The sequence below is a fragment of the Nocardia lijiangensis NBRC 108240 genome, from assembly GCF_001613045.1.
Lineage (GTDB): Bacteria > Actinomycetota > Actinomycetes > Mycobacteriales > Mycobacteriaceae > Nocardia > Nocardia lijiangensis.
On record NZ_BDBP01000019.1, the window covers coordinates 1 to 23,944 of the forward strand.

17 protein-coding genes are annotated in these 23,944 nt (G+C 67.0%); 10 read left to right on the forward strand and 7 right to left on the reverse strand.

The annotated features are described in order from the left end of the window. From NL1_RS38955 to NL1_RS07365, 4 genes are all read left to right on the forward strand, one after another. The coding region (locus tag NL1_RS38955; RefSeq protein ID WP_218024375.1) for a hypothetical protein at nucleotides 1–434 on the forward strand (434 nt) is incomplete at its 5' end. Continuing rightward, entirely contained in the window at nucleotides 344–1,375 is a 1,032-nt protein-coding gene (locus NL1_RS37370; protein WP_156094715.1) for a hypothetical protein, read from the forward strand. The genes NL1_RS38955 and NL1_RS37370, both read left to right, overlap by 91 nt. 307 nt (nucleotides 1,376–1,682) lie before the next feature. Then, on the forward strand, nucleotides 1,683–3,905 hold the full coding sequence (locus tag NL1_RS07360; protein WP_067835704.1) for a WXG100-like domain-containing protein: 2,223 nt from the start codon (nucleotides 1,683–1,685) through the stop codon (nucleotides 3,903–3,905). A 245-nt stretch (nucleotides 3,906–4,150) separates the two neighbouring features. After that, nucleotides 4,151–4,525 (forward strand): hypothetical protein, encoded by a 375-nt coding sequence (locus tag NL1_RS07365; RefSeq protein ID WP_067835708.1) that lies wholly within the window; start codon nucleotides 4,151–4,153, stop codon nucleotides 4,523–4,525. Nucleotides 4,526–4,541: 16 nt separating this feature from the next. Here NL1_RS07365 and eccCa read toward each other — a convergent pair whose 3' ends face one another. From eccCa to eccD, 3 genes are read right to left on the reverse strand one after another with little or no spacing between them, the layout of a single operon-like run. After that, nucleotides 4,542–8,585: a type VII secretion protein EccCa gene (gene eccCa / locus NL1_RS07370; RefSeq protein WP_067835709.1), complete on the reverse strand. Its 4,044-nt coding sequence runs from the start codon at nucleotides 8,583–8,585 to the stop codon at nucleotides 4,542–4,544. A 15-nt stretch (nucleotides 8,586–8,600) separates the two neighbouring features. Then, entirely contained in the window at nucleotides 8,601–9,995 is a 1,395-nt protein-coding gene (mycP, locus tag NL1_RS07375; protein ID WP_084510369.1) for a type VII secretion-associated serine protease mycosin, read from the reverse strand. Further along, nucleotides 9,988–11,442, reverse strand: coding sequence for a type VII secretion integral membrane protein EccD (gene eccD, locus NL1_RS07380; RefSeq protein WP_067835711.1), 1,455 nt, complete (start codon nucleotides 11,440–11,442; stop codon nucleotides 9,988–9,990). Before eccD ends, mycP begins: the two co-directional genes overlap by 8 nt. A gap of 199 nt (nucleotides 11,443–11,641) precedes the next feature. Between eccD and eccA the strand changes: the two genes are divergently transcribed. Both eccA and NL1_RS07390 read left to right on the forward strand, forming a co-directional pair. Next, nucleotides 11,642–13,459, forward strand: a complete 1,818-nt coding sequence (gene eccA / locus NL1_RS07385) for a type VII secretion AAA-ATPase EccA (protein WP_067835714.1) — start codon at nucleotides 11,642–11,644, stop codon at nucleotides 13,457–13,459. A gap of 18 nt (nucleotides 13,460–13,477) precedes the next feature. Continuing rightward, entirely contained in the window at nucleotides 13,478–14,665 is a 1,188-nt protein-coding gene (locus tag NL1_RS07390) for a serine hydrolase domain-containing protein (protein ID WP_067835715.1), read from the forward strand. 448 nt (nucleotides 14,666–15,113) lie between these two features. Here the strand turns inward: NL1_RS07390 and NL1_RS37375 are convergent, their stop codons facing one another. Both NL1_RS37375 and NL1_RS07395 read right to left on the reverse strand, forming a co-directional pair. Beyond that, the gene (locus tag NL1_RS37375) at nucleotides 15,114–15,284 is read right to left on the reverse strand and encodes a hypothetical protein (RefSeq protein WP_156094716.1); all 171 of its coding nucleotides are present in this window, start codon (nucleotides 15,282–15,284) and stop codon (nucleotides 15,114–15,116) included. 217 nt (nucleotides 15,285–15,501) lie between these two features. Beyond that, nucleotides 15,502–16,071 carry a TetR/AcrR family transcriptional regulator gene (locus tag NL1_RS07395; RefSeq protein WP_067835878.1) on the reverse strand — a complete coding sequence of 190 codons (570 nt, stop codon included), beginning with the start codon at nucleotides 16,069–16,071 and terminating at the stop codon, nucleotides 15,502–15,504. Between the two features lie 99 nt (nucleotides 16,072–16,170). On the opposite strand from NL1_RS07395, the gene NL1_RS07400 reads away from it, so the two are divergent. Together NL1_RS07400 and NL1_RS38095 are read left to right on the forward strand one after the other, a co-directional pair. Next, complete coding sequence (locus NL1_RS07400) at nucleotides 16,171–17,151, forward strand: zinc-dependent alcohol dehydrogenase family protein (protein WP_067835716.1); 981 nt, start codon at nucleotides 16,171–16,173, stop codon at nucleotides 17,149–17,151. A gap of 533 nt (nucleotides 17,152–17,684) precedes the next feature. Continuing rightward, on the forward strand, nucleotides 17,685–17,942 hold the full coding sequence (locus tag NL1_RS38095) for a hypothetical protein (RefSeq protein WP_162272694.1): 258 nt from the start codon (nucleotides 17,685–17,687) through the stop codon (nucleotides 17,940–17,942). Between the two features lie 381 nt (nucleotides 17,943–18,323). On the opposite strand, the gene NL1_RS07410 is transcribed toward NL1_RS38095, so the two are convergent. Continuing rightward, a complete protein-coding gene (locus NL1_RS07410; RefSeq protein WP_067835718.1) occupies nucleotides 18,324–19,217 on the reverse strand; it encodes an NAD(P)H-binding protein in 894 nt (297 codons plus the stop codon). A 67-nt stretch (nucleotides 19,218–19,284) separates the two neighbouring features. Here NL1_RS07410 and NL1_RS07415 point away from each other — a divergent pair, with 67 nt between their 5' ends. Beyond that, entirely contained in the window at nucleotides 19,285–20,091 is an 807-nt protein-coding gene (locus NL1_RS07415; RefSeq protein WP_067835719.1) for a LysR family transcriptional regulator, read from the forward strand. A gap of 255 nt (nucleotides 20,092–20,346) precedes the next feature. Next, nucleotides 20,347–21,708, forward strand: coding sequence for a phosphatase PAP2 family protein (locus NL1_RS07420; RefSeq protein WP_084510370.1), 1,362 nt, complete (start codon nucleotides 20,347–20,349; stop codon nucleotides 21,706–21,708). A gap of 102 nt (nucleotides 21,709–21,810) precedes the next feature. Here the strand turns inward: NL1_RS07420 and NL1_RS07425 are convergent, their stop codons facing one another. Beyond that, a complete protein-coding gene (locus NL1_RS07425) occupies nucleotides 21,811–23,898 on the reverse strand; it encodes a glycoside hydrolase family 5 protein (RefSeq protein WP_218024376.1) in 2,088 nt (695 codons plus the stop codon). Nucleotides 23,899–23,944 lie beyond the last annotated feature (46 nt).

A 23,944-nucleotide genomic window follows, 5' to 3' on the forward strand; every position in this document is an offset into this window, starting at 1 on the left:
GAGAATTGCTGGGTGGCGAGCCGGTGCGGATCTCGATCGAGAGTGCCATGGAGCGGGTGCGGCGGCGTGGTGTCAGGGTGGTCTTCCGAGATGGTGAAGAAGCGTTGGTTCGTGCGACGACAGCAATGCGCAGGTCGGGTGCATTGCGTCTGAATTTCACGAAACATGGTGAGAGTCGTACACAATCCACGTTCGATAGACTCAGGATGTATCAGGGTGTGCGCGAGGTGTGGGTTGCCCAGCATGTCCTGGACCTGGCTGCGCGGGAGTCGCATCTCGGCGCGCAGTCCGAAGGCGTCGACGACAGCGGGATATCGACGAGCAGCAGTACCCCGACCTGCGGTTGGCAGATATCGAGCTGGGCGCTGATGGCACCTCGGCATTTCGGGGCGAAGATGACTTCGCCTGGCTGGACGCTTTGGTCCCGCCGGTAGGTCCCTCTGGTGTAGCGGGCGAATCGGCGGCTGCGGAAACCGGTGACCCTGAATCGGACGTTGACGATGGCACCACTGCCGTGGATGCGGATCTCGGTGAGATCCGAGAATTGCTGCGTGATGTGCCGGTGCGGATCTCGATCGAGAGTGCCATGGAGCGGTTGCACCGGTCTGGCGTCAGGATTGTCTTCCGATATGAAGGAGCGTTGGTTCGTGCAACGACAACAGTGTCCAGCACGGGTTCATTGCGTCTGCATTTCGTGAAACCTGACGGGAGACGCACAGCTTCTACGTTCCACCTACTCCGGAATACCCGGGGTGTGCACGAGTTGTGGGTCCGTCGGCATGACCTGCAGCCGGATTCGGCCGGAACTACCGCCGTGGAGGCAGATCTCGCTGAGATTCGAAAATTGCTGCGTGATGTGCCGATTCGGATCTCGTTCGAGAGTGCTTTGGAGCGGTTGTACCGGCCTCGTGTCAGGTTTGTCTTCCGATACGAAGGCACGTTGGTGCGTGCGACGACATCAATGTCTAGCGGTAAGTTGCTTCTGCATTTCACCAAACCTGGTGGGGGACGCACATCTTCCACGTTCAACGGGCTGGGGAGGATGCAGGGTGTGACCGAGGTATGGGTTCGTCGGCATGACCTGGATATGCCTGTGGCCGGTCCGTCCGCTGGTGCGTTGGTGGAAGAGTCGGTCGCTGTCTCGAATCGACATGCCCAGCAGCCGAATTCGGCATCTCTGGACGAAATAGGCGAGTGGTCGGAGGAATACGGTCAGTGGCTCGACCTGGAGAGCTTGGCCCCCGAGGAGCGGTCGGCGGCTGCGGAAACCGGCGAACTCGGCCATGTGCGGGCCGCGGCGGTGATCGGGCCGGATGCGCGAAACCTGTTCGGCGCATTGGGTTCACGACCGGCACCTGAATCGGCTGCGGAATAGGGGATGGCGTCCGGCCTTGATCGAGGATGGGCGAGTCCTGCGCGTCGATGGTTGTGCGCGATCCGCACGGCGGCCCGGAGATCTCCGTGCCCCTGAGCCACCTGAATCAATTCGACACGATCGGCTCCTCCGGTCCGGGCACTCTGTTCGTCTACGGTTCGGAGAACGGCACCGTGACGACGAGCGCGGCAACGCACCCGGCCCCACACGCGACCAGACCCGATGTTTCCGCAACATCGATGTCGGTGGTCGATGAACCTGCTGCCGACTTCTTCGATCCGACCGCGTTCGGTCGATAGCCTTCCCGATGCTCGAGATCCCGCAGGATCTGAAATGGCTCGGCTGGCTGGTCGGTGCCGACCTGCCCGCAGGCAACGAGGACCTGCTCTTCGCTATCGGTGCGGCCTGGAACGAGGCCGCGAAAGCGCTTGCCGCGCAGGTCGATCCGCTGACCCAGGTGCGGCGGAAGGCCGGTGGAGCCTATCGGGACGGCGCGGGTGCCGAGACCATTTCGGCACTGTTCACCGACCTGCTCGACGGCGACGCTTCACTGGCCACCCTGGCCGCCGACTACGACGAACTCGGCAATGTCGCTTTCGATTTCGGCACAACGGTGCAGGCGGCGAAGCTGATGATGATCGTCTCCTATGCCCTGCTCGCCGTGGAGATCATCTGGGCGTGGATGTTCCCGCCGACCGCGCCCGCGGTGGAGGCCGCAGCTGTCGCTGGAACCAGATCGACGTTGCGGCGGGTCGAGGACCTGGTGATCACCCGGATCGAGCAGGTGCTACTGCGGGCCTTCGGCGCCGTCGGACAGCAGGCGTGGACGAAGCTGGTCGTCAAGAACCTGTCCACCTACGCGGTGAAGGGTGCGGTGTCAGGTGGGCAATCGGTGCTGGTGGACGCGACCATTCAGGGCGGTCAAATGGCCGCGGGTACCCGGCGTCATTTCAACGGCAACGAGGCATTGCTCTCGTTCGGCGGGTCCTTCGCCGGCGGTCTGTTCGGCCGGGCCGCCGCGCATTGGGGAGGAATAGGTTTCGACGCCTCGATCGGCAGGCTCACCAACAAACTCGGCCGTGCGGCGGATGTGGGCCGGGGAGCGGCGATCGGTGCGTTCGCCGGTGCGGTCGGTACGGTCGGCGGTTCGATGGCGACGGCGATGAACACCGGTGACTGGCAGAAGGCGTTCATGGCGAGCGGTTTCGGCCTCGGTGGCTCGGGTGGTGCGTTCCGCGGCGCGGTGGCAGGCGGCGCCCGCGGCCTATTCCACCTGAACCGCACACCGCGCAGTGCGGCGCGCACCGGTTTCCTCCGGCATTTCCAGCTCGACGCCGAAGGGAATGTGTACGTCCCAGCGAGCCGGGCCGCGGCCGTCGGCGGATCGGTGACCGGCCAACCCGTCCAGCGGCCCGCACCGGTAGCGCGACCTTCGGTCGACCGGTCGGTTGAGTCGTCTCCGCAACACAAGCGCAGGCTACGTGAACTCGACCGTCAGGACGCGGCAGCGCTGCGTGAATACCACCGGCAGGTGCGCGCCGCCCAGCCGCAATTGCGCGCTCAGCCTTCCGAGCACGTCGAGAACCAACCGCGTGCCCGCGCTCTCGGGGCCCCGGACGGGCTGGAATCGGCCGACCGGCAACCGCGGTGGGGTTCGCGCATGTCCGACCGCGCTGAGGCCATGCAGCACCGGGCCGATACGGCCCAGCAGAGCGCCGACCGCTCGCAGGCAGGCGCCGACACCGTGCAGCGGCGGGCCACCATGCAACAGACAAGGGCGACAACCGAAGACAGCGCCGCCGTGCAGGCTCGAGCGCACACTGAACAGACACAGCGGCAACTGCGCATCGCCGAATCCCGCCTGGCCGCATTGCGCGCGACCGACGGTCCCGATGCGCAGCACGTAGAGCGGGTCGAATTGCAGGTCGCCCGCGCCCGCGTCGCGCTCGCGAGCGCCGAATTCGAACAAACCGCCGCGCGCCTGCGGGCCGACGCACACCAGCGCCGGGCCGACGAATTCCAATCCCGCGCCGACGAATCGCAACGCAGAGCCGATCTCTTCCAGCTCCGCGCCGACGACCTGCGCATGGTGCGGGTCGACCCGGACGTGATCAACCGCAGAGCCGATGCCGAGGCCAAGCCGTCGGTGCGCCCGATCGGCGCGGAGAACAGCTGGTGGCAGCGGGCACTGCTACGCAGCGAGCAGGTGGGCAAGGAGTACGGCACCGGCGGACCGGGAACGGGCCACTACCAGGCCAAGGGCACCGACCTGCGCGCCAAGACCCGCCCCAAACTCGAGCCGTACCACGAGCCGATGATCGAACCGTACGCCGCACCGTCGGCGCCCGATCCCGATGCGTGGGGGTCACCGTCGTACTCCGAAATCCCCGGGCGGCCAGCGGATCCCGGGAAGCCGGAAGATCCGGAGAAACCAAAGGACCCCGACCGACCCGAGCGACCACGCCCGGAGCGGCCCCCGCGACCCGAGCGGCCGGAGGATCCCGAGAACCCGGACTGCCCGATTAATTAGTGCCGCGTCCAGAAATGTACACGCAGTACCCACCCTGTCGTCCCAGCGAACGCCGGGACTCAGACCGCACACTCCACAGGTATGGCCGCCTCGGAATGTTCACCTGGATCCCGGCCTTCGCCGGGACGACGGGGCTGGATTCCCGAAACCCTTAATTCGCATATTGTTTCGGCTCTGGTCGCCCACAATCCCGGTTTCCGCCGCCTGTCGTGGCGAGAGTTGGTTTCGTGGAGCAGGGTATTGCCGTGGATTCGACTACCGAGCTGCATTCCGCCGCCGTGGTGATGGACAGTGTGGCCGATGCGGTTGGTCGGGCAGTGCGGGTGCTCTCCGATACCCTCACTCTGCTCGGCGATCCGATCTCGGTGCAGTGCAACGGAAGTGCCGCGCAATCCGAAGCCGTCGTCACCAAGGGCAGCGGTGACAACCCGCCGTGGGGCACGGACTCGTACGGCAAGCAGTTCGCCGATGGCGATTCCGGTTACGTGAAACTCAGCGTCGGTCTGCTACAGGGCGGATTCGACCTGGCGCACACTCTCTCGGCATTCGCGCACGGAATGCACGGGGCCGCAGGCGATCTCGACAGCGCCGAAGCGAACGCCACCGCCGCTTTCTCCTGAGGCCCGGCCTATCCCGTCAGTTCGGTTCGGGCAGATGGCAAATCTGGATGAGGTCGCGGCCCCGCGTGCGCGACACCAGCAGGCCACGCCCGGGCGGATACTGGGCCGGGCGCACGTCGCCGAGCAGTACGCCCTCGTCTTTCGGGGTGCTCATCAGGATGCCGTCCACCGACATGTCCTTCATCGGGCCGAGTACGGGATCGTAGAGTGCGCGGGCCGCGCCGCCGGAGCGCCGGGCGATGATCACGTGCAGGCCGATATCGCGGGCCTGCGGCAGCAGATCCAGCAGCGGCACCAGCGGATTGTTCGACGCCACCATGTCGTAGTCGTCGACGATCACATACACCTCGGGCCCCGTCCACCAGCTGCGTTCTCGCAGCTGTGCGGGCGTGATGTCGGCGCCGGGCAGGCGCTGCGACACGAATCCCGCGACCTCCTTCAAGGTGGGTACGGAGGTCTGTGCCGAGGTGGAGTACCCGGCCAGGTGCGGGCCGTCGATCGCGCCGAGCATGGTGCGGCGGTAGTCGACCATGATCACCCGTGCCTCGTTGGGGTGTGAGTTCTCCACGATGCCCTGCGCGATATTGCGCAGGAGTGTGGTCTTGCCGCAGCCCACGTCGGCGAACACCAGCAGGTGCGGCGACTCCTCGAAGTCGAGCACCACCGGCGCCAGCTCCGATTCGCTCAGCCCGATCAGCACCCGCTTGCTGTCCAGGCGTATGTCCAGTCCGCGCGCGGTGGCCAGCACCTGGTCGCGGTCGAGTTCGCCGGGCAGCATCCGCACACCGGGCGCCTGCCGGTCGCCGTAGAACTCGGCGAGTTCGGCCTTCGCGGCGGCGATGCCATCGGAGAGGGTGTCCGGGTTCACGTCGGTGTCCAGGCGGGGGAGGGCGATGAGCATGTGCAGCTTGTCGCTGGTCATGCCGCGGCCCGGGCGGTTGATCGGTACATTCACCGCCGCGCGGCGATCCATCTCGGAGTCCGACGGATCGCCGAGGCGCAGCTCGATCCTGGTACCGATCTGATCCTTCACATTGGGCCGGATCTCGGCCCACCGGTTCGCACCGAGCACGACATGGATTCCATACGACAGCCCACGGGCGGCCAGGGCGAGCACCTGGCCCTCGATCAGGTCGAACTCCTCCCGGAAGGCGGCCCAGCCGTCGATCACCAGGAACACATCACCGTACGCGTCGGCGGCGAGCGGTCGAGTTGCCCGCTCCTCGGCGGGCAGCTGCGCCAATTCGGCCTTCAGCTTGCGGAAATCGCGCATGTTCTCCACGCCGAGTTCAAGGAAGCGGGCCTCGCGCCTGCGCAGCAGCACACTGAGTTCGGCGACGGTGCGCCGGACCCGGTCGCTTTCCAGCCGCCCGGCCGCCGAACCGACGTGCGGCAGCCCGGTGAGTGCGGCCAGGGTGCCGCCGCCGAAGTCGAGGCAGTAGAACTGCACCTGTTCCGGTGTGTGGGTGACGGCGGCCGAGAGGATGATGGTGCGCAGCGTGGTCGACTTGCCCGACTGCGGTCCACCGACCACCGCGACATTGCCCTGGGCGCCCGCCAGATCGATGGCGAGCACTTCCCGCTTCTGTTCGTACGGCTTGTCGACGATGCCGATCGGCAGCCACAGATTGCCGTTGCGGTTGGCTTCCGAACGCCAATCTTGTTCGGGCAGCATCATATCAACGGTGGGCGAGATATCGAGCGGCGGCAGCCACACCTGGTGCGCCGGCCTGCCGTGCCCGGTGAGCCGGTCCACCACCGTCTGCAGCAGCGACAGCTCGGGTGCGGCGGGCGGTGTCTCACCGAGGAGTTCGCTGAGATCGGGCAGCTCCACCGGGATCGGTTGCTGCTCTGGGTTCTCCATGTTCGATTCGGTGCGCGCGATGGCGGCGGCGGTGAACAGGTCGACCACCCCGGCCGTGGCCGTCGGGCCCGTCGTCCGGCCCGCGACCGGCGGAACATATGGCCCCGATACATAGGTGGTGTTGAACCGCAACGGATCCGACGAATCGCTCTTCAAATAGCCGGCGCCGGGCTGGGCGGGCAGATGGTAGGCGTCGGTGATGCCGAGCACCTGCCGGGATTCGCCCGCCGAGAACGTGCGAAGGCCGATTCGGTACGACAGGTGCGAGTCGAGGCCGCGCAGCCGGTTCTCCTCCAACCGCTGCGATGCGAGCAGCAGATGCACACGCAGCGACCGGCCGAGGCGTCCGATCATCACGAACAGCTCCGCGAAATCCGGCTTTTGCGAGAGCAATTCGGAGAACTCGTCGACGATGATGAACAGGGCGGGCAGCGGATCGAGCGGTGCGCCGCCCGCACGGGCCTTCTCGTACTCGGTGACATTGGCGAAGTTGCCCGCCGCCCGCAGCAGTTCCTGCCTGCGGGTCAGTTCACCGGCCAGCGCATCCCGCATGCGGTCCACCATCGAGAGCTCTTCCTCGAGGTTGGTGATCACTGCGGACACGTGCGGGAGCGGGTCGAGTCCGAGAAACGTCGCGCCACCCTTGAAGTCGACCAGCACCAGGTTCAGCAGATCGGGGGAATGGGTGGTCACCATCGACAGCACCAGGGTGCGCAGGAACTCCGACTTGCCCGAACCCGTCGCACCGATGCACAACCCGTGCGGACCCATGCCGTTCTCGGCGGATTCCTTGATGTCGATCTCGACTCGAGTGCCGTCCGGGGTGACGCCGATCGGCACCCGCAACCGCTCGCGAGCCGACCTGGGCCGCCATACCGCGTCCGGGTCGAGGGTCGCCGCGTCGGCGACGCCGAGCATCGCCATCAGACCTGGGTCGGTGTTCGTCTCCGCACCGAGGTCGACGACCTGTGCGCTGGTGGCTATCCGGTAGCGCGCCACACCGCGGGCGAAGGTGGCGGCGACGGCCAGGCTCACTCGGTCGGGTCCGGCGAAGTTCTCCACGGAACCGCCGGTCCTTGCGCCGATCACCGCTTCGTCGACCACCAGCTGCAGGCCACGCCGGACCGCAAGGCCGGTCTGCGGTGCGGTCAGGTCGAGCACCGTCACCGAGTCGAGCCCGGCATCGCTGATGGTGCGCTCGGAGCCGCTGACGTACCCGTCGTCGATCACCACGACCAAGTGCAGCCTGCCCGGCGTCGCAGGCGCGTTGCGCAGGAACCGGCCACGTTCGAGCAGGTCCTCCGACAGCGAGGTCTCCAGTTCCGACAGCGATTCATAGAGCATGCGCGCCGACCCGATCCGATCGGTATCGCGCGGATGCTGCAGGTGCGGTAGCCATTTGGTCCAGCTCCACGCCTCGGCGTCGGGGTCGGCGGTGACGATCGCGAAGATCATGCTGTCCGGACCGTGGAAGGCGGCCAGCTCCATCAGCATCGATCGGACCAGCGCGCGCCCGTGCTCGCGCGGCCCCTCCACGTTCACCGCGGGGAACGCGCGCAGCGAGATGGCGGTCGGCAGGCCGTGCACCACCGAGTGCGTGCGGACGAAGCGGCGCAGCGCCACTGTCGCCACCGGTTCCAGGTCCTCCAGCGGAACGGTCTCGGGCCGGACCAGTTTGGTGGCGAGACGATGGCTGCCGATGCCGATCCGGACGTGCGCGAAGTCGGGGTCGCTCGGCCTGCGTTCCCACATCCGGCGGGTGCCGATCAGCGCGTGCAGGTCGATCGGGTGCGGATGGCTCCAGAACAGCGCCTCGCGCTGGGCGGTGCCGGTATTGCGGACATCGCGGCGCAGCTGGTCGAGGTAGCGGAAGTAGTCCTTGCGTTCCTCGTTGAGCTCGGCGGCCTTCTTCCCGCCGCCGCCGGTGCGGCTGGCGAACATGCCGACCATCGACATCAGCATCATCATCGGGAACATCATGGTGAGTGGGTTGGTGAACATGGACCGGCCGCCCATGGTGAACATCAAACCCATCATGCCCACCATGGCGACCACCATCACCACCGGAAGCAGCCGCTGCCACAGCGGCGCCGGGATCGGCGGGGTGATCTCCGGCGGTGCGTTGAGAATCACTTCGCCGCCTGGCGACCGCGGCGGTGCGATCCTCGCCAGCCGGATGAAACCCTGTGTGCCCATCGGCAATTCCTTCGGTTAGTCGTCGCCCGGCAGCACGAGTGGCTTGCGCTGTTCGCGCCGGAACGGCATGGACATGACGAGCACGATCGCCAGCAGCGTCAGACAGCTCACCGCGCCCGCGATGCCGATGCGGCGCGGCCACGGGCTCACGAACGCCGGTGGCGTCGGGCCAGCGATCGGAATGCCTTGCGCCGGATCGCCCTCCGAGGCAGGCGGCACCACCGCGGTGAGCGCGGCGACCGGGTCGATGAGGCCGGCCCCGATACGAGCGTCGTGGCCGCTGCCCGGGGCGTGCGCGGTGCGGGTGATGCGGTCCATCACCTGCTGGGCGGAGAGCTCGGGAAAGCGGGCGCGCACGAGGGCAGCCAGACCCGAGACATACGCGGTGGCGAAGCTGGTGCCGTTCACCGGCGCCACCTGGCCATCGGCCTGCGGGGTGCCGTTGACCAACCCGGTGCCGCCCGGATTGCTGTCCAGTGACACGAGATTGCTGCCCGGCGCGGCGACGGAAACCCACGGCCCGTACAGGGTGAAGGCCGACGGTGATCCGTCGGGCTCCACCGACGCCACCGACAGGACATACGGGGCGAACCACGCGGGCGTCGCGATCGTACTGACCGCATCCCACCCGGCAGTGCCGTTCTGGCTCTTGCACGCACCCTGCTGTTGTAGATTGCCCGCCGCCGCGACCACGACGACGTTGCGGTCGTAGGCGTATCGCAGCGCGGCGCCGAGCGCGCCGTCCACCGCGTCGGTACCGGCCGGCCTGCACGAGACCGCGGAGAGATTGATGACCGTGGCGCCACGGTCGACCGCGTGTACCACCGCACTGGCGAGGGTGTCGACGGTGCCGTAACCACCCGCCGACATCCCACCCGGATCGTCGGAGCGGTAGCTGTTCTTGGCTTGGTAGGCGAGGCTGGTCTGGCGAATGGTGAGGATCGAGGCCTCGGGCGCGATACCGGAGAAGCCGTCGCTGCCATCGGGTGCGGGCCGGCCGGCGATGATGCCGGCGACCAGGGTGCCGTGCCCGTCGCAGTCGGCGGTGCCGTCGGAATCGGAGACGTAGTCACCGCCCGGCTGTACCGACAGCCGCGGATGTGGGGTGACACCGGTGTCGATCACCGCGACGGTCTGTCCCTCGCCCCGGCTGAACTGCCAGGCGTGTTCGAGCCGGAGCACCTTCTGCACCGCGGGGACGCCGACCGGCGCGGGCCCGGTCCAGATCGGTTGCGAGCACAGCAGACGCTGCTCCGACGGAATCGGCGGAGCGACCGGTGCATCCGTGACCAGCGCTCCCGGATCGATCACCGGCGGTGGCACGCCGAGCGCCGCGCCGGCAGGCGCTATCGCCAGTGTCATCGTCAAGGCGACGACGATGGCCGACCGGATCGATACATACTCACGCATTGCGGGCAATGGCGTAGATATCGAGAATCCAGAAAACGAGCGGACCGATGAAGCAGATCAGCGCGTATTCGAGGATCTCGCCCGCTCGCTGCACGACCGGCGACACTTCCATGTTCGGCCCAGCAACCCCGATCAGCATGGCCAGCCCCGCGACGAACAGCAGCGCACCCGCGGCGGGCAGGGCCAGTTCCGGCATCCGCACACCCCACAGCACGACGGGCACGATCAGGGCCGCGCAGCCACCGGCCACCAGCACCGCCGCCTGCGTCAGGTCGGCGAAAGCCCTGCCCCGCCTGGCGAGTACGACACCGACCGAGGCGGCGAGCGCCGCGCACTGCCAGCGATGGCCGGTTGCCGAGGCGACGACGACGATCGTCGCGAGCACGGTGACCGCGACGATGCCGAAGATCATCCCGGACTGGAAGTCGTTGGACAGCCGGGCCCGTGCGCCGAGGCCGGCCGCCGAGGGGAGGGCGGTCGCGCCGATCGCGCCGATGCCTTCGATGGTCGGACGCGGTTCGTGGTCACGCGGGTCGATGACTCCGCCCGCGGTCGGCACCGGCGGCACCGGCAGTCGCGCGGCCGCGACCGCGATCCGCGGAGCAAGAGTGATGCCGAGCAACGCGACGACGATGATCCCCGCCGCAACCTTCAACGGTGCGACACCCCACATCGTCACCGTGCCCGCGGCGCCGGTGCCCAACGTCGCGATCGTGATGACACCGGTGAACATCGTCGAGCGCACCGGGATCGCTCGCATCGCGATCACCGCGAGCAGCAGGGTGGCGGCACAACCGAGCAGCAGATGTGGCGAGCCAGGGCGGCCCGGCACGAATGCCGCTGCGCCACTTCCCGACAGGAGCAGCCCACACAGGGCGAGCACGGTGGCGGGTGCGGTGGCCGTGTACTTCTTGGCGACGAACCCGGCGCCGACCAGGATGAGCAGACCGGTCCCGATGCCCGCCGATCCGGCCAGGATTCCCCAGCCGCGGGCCGCGGCGAACAGCAGCAGGAAGCACATGCCGACCACCGCCGCGATCGCGCCCGCCATCCCGGCCCGGCCCGCCGACTCACCCGACCAGCCGCGGAAGGAATCGTCGGTCAGCCGGGCGACCGCGTCGATCACATCGTCGAACAACGGTGGCGACTCGACCGAATCCACCGCGCGCAGCACCAGCAGGTCGCCGTCGAAAACCTCGGCCTCGGTCAATGTGCGTTCCGGATCGATCGCGGTCTGGCCGGGCATCGCGAGGGTCCAGTGCTGGGCGGCGATCGGCCCGTTGTCCTCGTGCTCGGACAGGTCCGGGTTGCGAGAGGCGATGAGCGCCACCACGTCCGGAATGAAATTCGCGATCGGAACAGTGGCGGGCAACACCACATCCACCTGGGTGTTGCCGCCGATCACCGAGACGCGGCACAGTTGCGGCTCGATCGCCGTGGACTCCATCACCTTCGGGAAATTAACAACGGATTCGCCGCGTCGCATCGGCCCGGCAGTGAGTTTCCTTTGTCGTAACTCTGGGCGAGCGGCGACGTGTGGTTTTGCGGCACAGAGGGTTTCGCTTGGTTAACCGACGGTGAATGCTGCATGCGTGCGAACCGGGTAAGTCGTGACGCGGCACCGCACTGCGGCTACGTTGCGCGACATGTCAGCGATTCGTCAAGCGCAACAGGTCTTCGATGCGGGCGTACTGTCGTTGGGCTTGATGGTCGACGGCCAGCAGGCCACCAAAAACCTCGACTACGCCAAGGTGGCCTTCCGCCGGGCCACCGAGCTCGACCCGGATATGTGCGACGCGTGGCTGGGTCGTCTCGCCGCGGGCGACGCGTCCAACGAGGTGCTCCGGCAGCTGCACCGCACCTCGACCACCTCGCTGATGCGCGAACAGCGCCGCCTCGGGTTGCCTGCGCGCCAGCTGGCGGGCCGCTTCCAGATCGGCCAGTACATCGACTATCCGGTCGCCGGCCTCACCGAGATCTGGATCGCGCACGCCATGCGCCTGCTGGAGGACAAGCAGTTCGACGAAGCCGAGCAGGTGCTGAACGAACTGGACGAGCGCCGCAAGAAGCTCACCGACGATCTGGACCGCGCACTCGACGACCGGGTCTGTGCCTATGCCCGCGGCGTGCTGTACTTCACCGCCCAGCTGTGGCCCGAGGTGATGACTGTCCTCGCCGGGTCGGCCGAATGGCAGGACCAGTACATGGCTGTCGGCGCGCACGTCATGGTCGGCACCGCCTGCGCGCACCTCGGCCTGTTCGGCGAGGCGACTCGCCGCCTCGAACAGGCCGAGCGCGGCCCGATCCCGGCGGCCCGCACGGCGGCCATGTTCTGCCGCGGCCTCGCGCTGCGCGAACAGGGGAACGAGGACGAGGCGCGGGCGCTGTTCGAGACGGTGTACAGCCAGGTGCCCGGCTTCGCCTCGAACGCGCGCGCCATGACTGATCCCACGTTCCGCATCGTGGTCACCACCCGCGAGCAGATCGAATCCCGCACCGACCGCTGGGATCCCGCGACCGCGCCGTCCTTGGACGCGGCCGCCGAACAGGAACACCAGGACCGGGCCGAGGTGATTCTGGCCGCGGCGCGTGCGGAGCTGGACGCCCAGATCGGTCTGGACGCGGTGAAGGTTCAGGTCGCAAAGCTGCAGTCCTCGGCAACCATGGCCAAGATCCGCGCGGAGAAGGGCCTCAGCAGCATGCCGCGCGGACAGCACCTGGCCTTCACTGGTCCGCCAGGTACCGGCAAGACCACCATCGCCCGCGTGGTCGCCAAGATCTACTGCGGGCTCGGATTGCTCAAGACCGACAAGGTGGTGGAGACCAAGCGCTCCGATTTCGTCGGCCAGCACCTGGGTTCCACCGCGATCAAATCCAATGCGCTGATCGATTCGGCCATGGACGGTGTGCTGTTCGTCGACGAGGCGTACACGCTGATCCAGCAGGGTCTGTCCGGCGGTGACGCGTTCGGTCGCGAGGCGGTGGACACGCTGCTCGCGCGCATGGAGAACGACCGTGACCGCCTGGTGGTGATCATCGCCGGGTACGACGGCGAGATCGACCGCTTCCTGGCCAGCAACGACGGCCTTGCCTCCCGTTTCGCCAAACGCGTGAAATTCGATTCGTACTCACCCGACGAGCTCAGCGACATCGGCAAATTCATTGCCCGCAAACGCGATTCCTCGCTCTCGGACGAGGCGGTCGGCATCCTGCGCGCAGCGTGCGCGCAGCTGTACGCCGCCGAGCGCACCGACCAGAGCGGTCTACCGCGCCGTGGTGTCGACATCGCGGGTAACGGACGCTTCATCCGCAACGTCATCGAGAGCGCCGAAGAAGAACGCGAATACCGCCTCGCCATGGACGAATCCCTCGACCCCCACTCCCTCGACGAAGAGACCCTGATGCGTATCGAGGCCGAAGACATGCGCCAAGCCCTGGACATAGTCCTCGCCACCCTGACCTGAGTTCCCAGGAGTTGACTGATGCGTACTCGGATTCACCAGGGCCTCCGTTCCTCGCCCCTGTGGCAGGGCGGCAAGCGGCGACGGGCCGTGTCGGCCGCGGCCGCGGTGGCCTTGGGCGCCATGACGCTGGGTGCGCTCGCCCAGCCCTTCGCCTCCGATTCCGCCGACTCCACCGCCGCCAGGCCGGACGTCGTCCAGCAGGCTCTGAACACGCTGGTGCGCGACGACGGCCTGCCCGCCGCGCTAGCGAGCGTCCAGGACCGGAACGGCCGTACCCGCACCTACACCGCGGGGGTCGGCGACCTGGCCACGGGTGCGCGGGCGCCCAGGGACGGCCAAGTGCGGATCGGTAGCAACACCAAGACCTTCGTCGCGGTCGTCGTGCTCCAGCTTGTCGCGGAGCGGAAGGTTGACCTGGACGCCTCCGTCGAGGCCTATCTTCCCGGCCTCGTCCGCGGGGAGGGGATCGACGGGCGGCACGTCACCGTCCGCCAGCTCCTTCAACAGACCAGTGGGCTCCCCAATTACAGCAACCACCTCGGGGACGATGTCCGGTACTACGACCCGCACGAACTGCTCGCCATCGCCCTGCGGCACCCCGCCGACTTCGCCCCCGGGACGAGCTGGAAGTACAGCAACACCAACTACGTGCTCGCCGGTCTGCTCGTCGAGAAGGCCACCGGCCGCTCCCTCGCCGAGGAGATCGACCGGCGTATCGTCCGACGCGTCGGGCTGCGCCACACGTACTTCCCCGCCCCCGGTGACGTGGGCATCCGGAAACCCCACCCCCACGGCTACTACCGGGAATCGGCGGCCTCGCCACTGCGCGACATCACGGAGATCGACCCCTCCTGGGCTTGGGCCGCAGGCCAGCTGGTCTCCACCGGCTCCGACCTCAACCGCTTCTTCGGCGTGCTCCTGGCCGGCCGCCTCCTGCCGTCGGCCCAGCTCGCCCAGATGCGCACCACCGTCCCCGCCGAGGAGACCTTCGGCCCCGGTGCCCGTTACGGGCTGGGGCTCGTCAGCCGGCCGTTGCCCTGCGGCGGCCTCTCCTGGAGCCACGGCGGCAGCTTCCCGGGGTACGAGACCCGGGGCGGCGCCACCGACGACGGCCGCACTGCCAGCGTCGCGGTGACCATGCAGCTCACCGACGAGGCCAGTCGGAGGAACCTCGAACGCGCCGTGGATACCGCGCTGTGCCGCTGAACCCCTGGGACGCTCCAATCGCGCCGCGCTCCTCGACTCGGCCGTGGCAGTCACTCGCGCAGCACGGATACGAAGCGGCTCCGTCGGTGCCATCGCCGACGCGGTGGCTCTGCTCTGAAAAGAACCTCGAAGAGGGGCCATTGTCTGGTGTAGGGCGGGCAGTGTCGTCGTCTTGGCGGGCTGTTCTGCTGTCGACTGCGGTGGTGCCAATTCCTGGCCTTCCTCGGCTACCTGGCGACGTACGTCAAGGGGAAGCAGTAGCGGAGCCACTGTGAGAACCCCTGCGAGCGCAGCCAATCCGTTGGCCAGGATCGTCCGTTTTCAGGTCGTCGTTCCGGCGATTGCGTCGCCGATCGCTGCTGGAATCAGGCATTTGGAACCTCTTCCTGTTGGCCTGTACTGATTTGCTGAAGAGGTTCGTATTCCGCTTGTTTCAAGCGATCCCATTCTAAGGCGGCCTGAAGACAGACCGCCTTCCTACACACACGAGCCGGTCGGAGAACGCCGCGGGCAGGTTCACGTCGTGCGGCGTGACGGCGATGACCACCGACGAACCCGTCGCCTGCTCCAGCAAGTCGAGCCGACGCTGCACGGCCAAGGCGTTGGTCGGCTCGCCCATCGGCAGCTCGGAATCGGGGGCACGATCATCCTCGACTCGGCAGTAGCGGACGTTCGCGCCCGGCGATCAGCCCTTGCGGCCAGCTCCCAGCGTTGGCCGCTTGGGTGCGCGATAGGCGGCGTTACGGTGCGTCGCTCGCGCCGGGTTGGTGGCGTTCGTTCCCATGTGCTCACTGCCTGGGTTCCGGCTGTTTCGCCGGGTGGGGTGACTGCGAGGGTTACGGCCGGTGTTCGAGGGTGCTCAGGAAGCTTTCGGCAGCACCATCGACCCGGTCCCGGTCGCCGGTGGCGAGAAGGTCGAGTAGCAGTCCGCGAATCGTCGCGATCACCAATGTCGCTGTGCGAGTTGCGGTCTCGGGGTCGGTGTCGGGTACTTGGGCCTCGCGCAGTGAGGTCATCCAATCGGTGACGACGTGGTCGAGGAAGTCCGCGAACTGCTGAGGGGCTTGCAGGGCTCGTCCGTAGACGGCGAAGAACAACCGGAACTCCGCCTGCCGCAGCGGGTCGGAGGTTCGGACCCAGACCGCGCGCGCTGCCGTCGCCAGGTCGGGATGCGCACCCGCCGCATCGCTGGTGGCGGCGAACATCCGCTGTCGCAACCGCCCGAGGACGACCTGGAGCATCTGCTCCTTGGTGCCGAAGTGGTGCACAAGTGTGGTCGGCGAGACCCCGACACCGGCGGCGACCGGCCGCCACGACAGCTCGGAGAGCCCGTGCTCGACCGTGTAATCGACCACCGCGTCGAGCAACTCGTCCCTGCGCTGGTGGTCGACCGGACGCCCCGCCATCGCTTCCTCCTCATTCGCCGCGGTTGACATTCGTAGAACGACTGTACTATCTATATTTATAGAACGACTGTACGAGAAATAGAGTGGTCAGGAGTCCCCATGTCACGAGTCGTCGTCTTCGATGAGACCGGCGCCCCCGAAGTCCTGCGCATCGTCGACGAACCGGCCGGTGACCCGGGCGCAGGCGCGGTGCGAATCAAGATCGAAGCCATCGGTATCAACCGGCTCGACCAGATGATGCGCGCGGGTATGTCTCCGAGGCCGATCCGTTTGCCACACGCCCGCCTCGGTATCGAAGCGACCGGCACGATCGACGCCCTCGGCTCCGGAGTCGAAGGATGGGCCATCGGTGATGCGGTCATCGTCACGGCCGTGCCCGACATGGACTCCAACGGCACCTACGCCGAACACATCGTTCTCCCTGTCGACCGGATCGTCGCCCGGCCCGCCGGGCTGGACGCCACCGGCGCGGCAGCGTTGTGGGTGGCGTACTCGACCGCCTATGGCGCGCTCGTCGAAAAGGCCGCGATGCAACCTGGCCACCATGTCCTGATCACCGCCGCCTCCAGCGCTGTCGGCCTGGCCGCCATCCAGATCGCCAATCAGATCGGCGCCATCCCCCTCGCCGTCACCCGCAGCGCCGCGAAGAAGAACACCCTGCTGGCAGCCGGCGCCAGCGGCGTCATCGTCGCCGACCACGACGATGTCGTCGAGGCCACGCACCGGTACACCAACGGCGCCGGCGCCGACATCGTCCTGGACTCCGTCATGGGTCCCGGCCTGGCCGACCTGGCCAACGCGGCCAAACGATTCAGTGGCACCCTGGTCACCGTCGGCTGGCTGGACCCCCGGCCCGCACCGTATCCCGCCAGCCCGATCACCATGATCCGGTATATGAGCTTCGAACACACCCTCGACCCGGTGATCGTGCACCGCATCACCGCATTTCTGACCGCAGGCATCCGCACCGGCGCACTGCGCCCAATCATCGATACCGTGTTCACTCTCGACGACATCGTCGCCGCCCACCGCTACCTGGAACAGGGACACCACACCGGCAAGATCGTCGCCACCATCTGACACCGACCCGGCCGGGTGTTCTCGCGTGTTCTGCCCACTCTTCGGCAGTGGCAGACGTTCGGTCGTGCCTGTCCGGCAGCGCACGACAATGCCGATGACCGTGTGCGTCGAACTCCGTGGTGTTGATCACACCATGGGAGGGGTTCGGCCATCTCCGCACGTTGAGCAGGTTTCCCCGTCACGGGTGGGGAAGCGAAACTCTCTGCTGTGTAGCAAATTTGGACATTCGACCGATAGGGGACTCGGGTGCGGCGAGCGCGCCTATCTGGAGTTGGAGGTCAACGATGTCTCATTGGAGGAGAAGTCCGCGCACGGTTCGACAGTCGGTCCTGTTGGCCGCAGTCGCCGGGACGGTGGTGCTTGCTCCGGCCGCGCTGGTCATACCGGCATTCGCAACCCCTGATCAATCCCCGGCTACTACCGCACCTGTCACCATCGCGCCCGTGACGACCGCGCCGCCGGTCACCACCGTGCCGCCGGTGACGACCACGCCGACGGTCACCAGTGTTCCGCCGGTCACGACCGAACCGCCCGTGCCGACTCCGTCAATTCCGAAACCTGTTGAGCCGGAAGACCCCTACGGCCCCGACGGCTTCGATGTCCGGGGCTACGACCGGTGGGGTTACGATCGCTGGGGTTACGACAGGTGGGGCTACGACCGGCAAGGCTACGACGAACGGGGCTACACCTCGCAGGGCTGCGCCCGTTCCGGCGAGGACCGGCCCGACGCCGACAAGCTGGCCTGCGAACAGCGCAGGGCGCGACCTTCCACCGGCAGCGCGGGCAGCTGAAACCCATACCGCCGCTGTTCAACACCTCGCACATCGACTCGTAGCGCAGAAAACCGCGCCGCGGGTCGATGCGCGGTCAACCGATGCCAGCTGTGCAGTTCGGCGAGGAGATCATCGAGCGCCTTGTGGAGTTTCTCGGGGTTGGCTGGATCGAACTACGAGAACACCCAGACCGGGCCGCACCGGAACTGTGACGGCAGTTGTTCACGAATCCTGGCGGCGTGTCGCCTTTGGTCCATCCCGGAGATGTTCGCGAACGACCACAGCGCCCGTCGCTTCGAGCGCTGTGGCGATGACGTCCCCTCCGCGTTCGCGCGTACTGAGCGGAGACGGCGAGATCGGCGTCGCGCGACGCCCCGGCGATGAGGACGGTTTTGGCGCTCATGCCCGGACCGCCGGCGCGAGAATCTGTTCGCACCACTCGCGGAAGCTCGTCGGACTCGCGGTCGCATCGGTGCGCGGCACGCCGTCGTCGAGGCCGTTCTCCTTGGCGTGCATCATGTCGACGTAGGCGGTCGCGATCGGATCGCTGACGCCTCGCGCGGTCAGTGCGGCGCGGAAGTCGTCGAGAGACTGCCTCTGGTAGCGGATGGGGCGACCGAGTACCTCGGACATGGTGTGCGCCATGTCGTTCGGTGCCAGATCCTCCGGTCCCAGCACCGCGACCTCGCCCGTCCCCGACCAGGAGCGGTCGAGCAGCAGGCGGGCGGCCGCCGCGGCGATATCGCGGGTGGCGACCATCGGCGCCTCGAGGTCGGCGGCCGTGGTGCCGGTGAACACGCCGTCGTCGCGGATCGAAATCGACTGCCACAGCAGGTTATCCATGAACGACGGGTTCGCCAGCGCCCGATAGGCCACGCCCGTACTCGCGATGAGATCGTCCATTGCCAGCGATGCCGTCACCTGCCCGGCGCGACCCGCGACGGGAGTACCGCGCCCGAGCGCCGAGACACCGACGACGTGCCCGACGTCGTGGGTGGTGAACGCCTTCGCGGCAGCGAGCGTGAATCCGGAAAACGCCGCGTCCAGGCCCGGCGCGTAGAGGTCGGGCGGGACCAGCCAGAAGACCGCGTCCGCGCCGGCGAAGGCCCGGTCCACGACATCGGCGTCGCCGTGCGATCCGGTGACGATATCGACGCGGGAGCGGATCGCCTCGGGGAGTTTCCCGGGGTCGCGCACAATGACGCGCAATTCTTCACTGCGAGTGGATGTTTCGAGCAGGATGTCCAGCAGTCGGCTGCCGATGTGTCCGGTGGGAGAGGTGATGACGATCATGCTTCGAGTCTGGTGACAGTTCGTCGCGACGTCCAAGACCCTTTCCGTAGATTGATACCGTGAGGGTATGGATCTGGATCTGCGCAAGCTCCGCTACTTCGCCGCGGTGGCAGAGCACCGGCACTTCGGCCGGGCGGCGGAAAAGCTCTACATCGCCCAGCCCGTGCTGAGCCGTCAGATCAAGGCTTTCGAGCAGGAATTGGATTGCGCCCTGCTCGTGCGGACCACCCGCAACGTGGAGCTGACCGCCGCCGGGAAGCAGCTCTACGAGGAGGCGCAGGGGATCCTCGCGGCCGCCGACGCGGCGGTGCGGCGCGTACACGATGTCGACCGCGGCGTGCGACGGCTGGTGGTCGCCTTCTCACCCGGATTGCATGTATCGGAGGCGATCCGGGAGTTCGCGACGCGTCACCCAGAGGTCGAAACCGACGTCGTCCCGGCGCGCTGGTGGGAGCCGGACGCGACGCTGCGCGACGGTCGAGCTCAGATCGGTTATTTGCGAAGACCTTTCGATGAATCCGGATTGCGTGCCATCCCGGTCGGTCACGAACCCAGGGTTGCCTGCATGCCCGCGACCCATCCGCTGGCGTCGCGCCGGGAACTCACCCTGGCCGATCTCGATGGTGAGCGGATGCTCGACGTCCGGAACAGGCGGACGTTGTCACTGGAAGAAAAGTTCGAGCTGATCGCCTCCGGACGCGGCCTGGTACTCGTCCCCCTGAGTGTGGCGCGCGCCTACGTCCGCCCCGACCTCGTCCACCGCCCCGTCACCGACGCCCCCGGGGCCGAGACATGCCTGGTCGTCGCCTCGGACCACCACGACAAGCTTCTGCGCGAATTCCTCGACATCGCCATCACGACACTGAGGCACTGAATCGGCGACAGGCCGGTATGTCATCGCATGCGCTACCAGCCGGGGTTCAGTGATGAGTTTCGGAAGGACTCCTTGCGCGCAGCCGCCCCGGCGCTCACCTGTCCGACCGGACCGGGATCCGATCACACGTCGCCGGCCCCGGGACGTGCGGTGATGGCTTCGCAGGCGCGCATGAGTTTCGCACTCGATCGCCCGGTGTCGGTCTGCGTTAAGTGCCCCGTCAAGCGGTGTTCACGGCGTATTTACGATGTCTGAATGCTTATTCACGACGCGCACGGCAGTTCGACCTCACCCCCGGAGCAAGCGGGAGTTGATCGACTCCGGGAGCGTCGATTTCGGCCGTTCGTGGTGTGGGGCGGCATTGCCGCCGCGGTGCTGGTGCTTGTCGCGGGTCAGCTAATAGCCGTTCACATCCACGCTCTCGGCCCATTGACCAGCCTCTTTCGCGACTACGCCGGGACACCCAAGTCGGCGACGACACCGTGGGCGGGCTTCCTGCTGGCACTGATCGGTGTCACCGTCCGGGTACGGGTGAGCGCCCTCGCCGCCGCGGTCGCCATCGATCTGATCTTCGTGGCGGTTCGGACATTCGACGGTCGGCCGTTCACCGTCGGCAACGGACCGACCATTGTGCTGACGGCGCTGGCGGTGATCGCCGCCCTACGGTGGAGCGGTGTGCGACGGCAGACCGCACTGCACACGATCGCGCTCGGGGCGCTGCTCATCCTCGCGACGAAGGTCGGCGAAATCTGGTTGGACATCACGGCCTGGTCCTGTCCGCAGGTCCTCGACCCGTATGTGGAGCTGGCCGATCGAGCGCTCGGCAATCCGGCCTGGGTCGTCGGGCATGCGCTCGACCTGGCCGGGCCGGTACCGCTGGGGGTGGTGCGCTGGGTGTACTTCGAGCTTCCGGTGGCGGCCATCGTTGTTGCCATCTGGCAGTTGCGCGGCGTGACCACAGGCTCGTGGCCGCGGCACCACTTGGTGCGCACGTTCTTGGTACTCGGCCTCATCGGCCCGATCTTTTACGTGATCTTCCCGGTGGTGGGGCCCGTGCTCGCGTTCGGACCGCAGGGGAACGGCATGGAACTCGCCGATGTCTGGCCGAATCTCGTTCCGGCGCTTCCCGCCTCGGTCGAATCGATGCCCTTCGACGGCATCACACCGCGCAACTGTATGCCGTCGCTGCACACGGCGTGGGCACTCGCGCTGTTCATCCACTCCCGACGCGGGCCGGTCTGGTTGCGTTGGGGCGGTGCTTTCTGGCTGGTGTGCACTCTCATCGCGACGCTCGGCCTCGGAGCGCACTACGGCATCGACCTCGTGGCGGGCGCCGCACTGTGCCTGACGATCGAGTCCGCCCTGCGCGACCCCGACCGAGGCTGGGACCGTCCGCGCATGCGGGTGGTGGCGATGGGGATCGCCACGTTCGCGGGCGTGCTGCTGTGCATCCGTTACCTCGCGATGCCGATGGCGACCTACCCGGTCCCCTTCGGCATCGCGATCCTCGGCATTCTCACCGCACTGTCTATCGTGTTCTACCGAACCTGGTTCGCTCCGCAACGTCCGGAAGTCGTTGCGCGCGAGGCCGAGCAGGTCGAACTCGAGCGTCGCTGAATTTGGTACCCGTGGCGCGGGCGGCAGGTGACATGCCGCCCGCGCCGGGGCATCGGCCGAATCTCCGCGCTGAGTCGGGCCGAGTTCTGGGTGGTGCAGGACTCAGCCGAGCTTGCGGCAGTAGAGGGCATCCGGGTGGCCGCCTCGCCAGGAGACGTACGAGAAGCCGATACCGGCGGCGTACTCGTCGGCATTGCACTGGGCCTTGAGGTAGCCGTTGGCGTAGTCGCCGCCCTCACGCGAGGCCGGACGCTGGTCTTCCTTGTCGTCCCAGAGGGTGCGACCCGCGCCTGCGAGCGGTTTACGAGCGGGCGCGCACAGGATGGCGGCCATACCGTCGCCGTCCATGCTGTAACCAATCATGAATTGCCCGTCCTGGCACTGGTATTTGGTAAAACCATTGGCCCAGTCGGTGCTGACCTTCTCCGACGCCACCATGACCGCCTGGGTGCCCGGTTGCCAGAGGTCCACCTCGGTGGCATCGGTACACAGACCGCCCTGACCGCGAGAGCTGATACCGATCAGCCGCTGGTCGTCGGGGCAGGTGAGCTTGTGATGGCCCGGGTCCCAATCGGCCGCGGCCCGCAGCGAACGATTGTCATCCTCGTGAATCGCGTTGAGCATGGACCAGGTTCGGACCGGCGCAACCTGTCCGGTCTTTCCGTTCGCGGCCAGCAATCGGCTGATGTGCGCGCCGCGCCAGTCGTCGGCATCGGTGACACTGCGCAGACCACCGGCGGTGTCGTAGCGCAGCAGGCCCCACTGGTTGCCCTTGTCCTTCTCGTGAAATCCGACGATCGGCCAGTAGGCGAAGTCCAGATCCCGGTCTATGAGCCAGTCGACCAAGGTGCCGAACCATGCCTTGTCCAGGGCTTCGCTGTCCTTGCCGACGCCGAATTCGCTGATCCACACCGGTGCGGTGAAATGTGTATCCGGCGTGGTGGCAACATAACCCGCGAGTTCGTCCATGGACTTCAGCAGATCGGCGCGCGACATATCGCGGAAGCGAGGGTCGTGCGTCTCGCCGGTACCGGTCGCGCCGGTGTGGTTGGGGCCGATGTAACCGTAGAAGTGCGCCGCGTAAACGACCTTGTGTGAACGCTTCAGGGTGACCGACAGTTTGCTCACCGGCTTCAGCATCGGGCGTTCGTGCCCGGTCAGATCGGTGGGGATGCCGGTCCAGTTGAGGCCCTCGATCATGATCAGCAGATCCGGATTCGCGTGGCTCACAATGGCGTCGCCCGCTTCCTGCGCGGCGTCGTACCAGTCGCGACTGTCGCCCAGGCCCCAATTCGGGTCGTGCCAGGTGTCGCGGCGGACCTCATTGCGCAGATCCGCGCCGATAACGCCGGGATTGCCCCTATAGCGGGCGGCCATGAACTTCCAGTCCTCGATCCACTCCTCCCAGGACTGACTGGAGTTCCAGCGCTCATTGCCGTCGAGGCTGCAACACCAGCGGGTAGTCGTGGTGTGGTTGTTGAGGATAACGGCGAGCCCGGCGTCGGTGAGCGCCTCGACCGCTCGGTCGTACACGTCGAGTGGACGAAGTCCATTGAGTTCCGGATTGGCGGTCAGCCCGGTCACCGTATGGCTGTCGGTGATCATCTCGTTGGAGAACGGCAGCCGAATACTGTTGAGCCCCAATGCTTTGAAGTCGCCGATGAGCTTGTCCATCGGCACCCGGTCCAGCCCGAGCGGCGCGCGACGACCGTTCTCCCCACCGTGGTTGGCCGGATCCGCCTCGTCGCCGTTGCCGTTCCAGGTACCGCTGGCACCGTGCCAGTTCCCGGATTTCAGCTTCACCCGGTTCCCGCCCGAGTCGACGATGAACCGGCCACGGGTGCTGAGCGGGCCGTGAATGTCGCCGGGATCGGCTGTGGCGGGCGTGGTTTGGTGGATGGCCGGGGTAATGAGCACCCCGGCTGTGAGCGCGACGATGGCGAAGACCCTCATCTTCATACGGAACCCAATCGGTCTTGCAGGGGAACGTTCGCGACGGCAGGCACCATCGGGCAATCGGGGGATCAGGCCGATTGTCGGATGGTGCCGTCTATCCGAGATCACCCCACCGGCGAATGTGGAGCGTGCACGGCCCGGAGCGACCGTCCGCGCACGCCGACAAATGCTAGTGCGCAAGGGACTTGTTGTGAAACATCCACTCTTCAGTGATCTACAAGGAATCGTTGTCAATCTCAGTCAGCCCGACTGTCGATCAGGTCTCTCGTGCTCCTGCCGG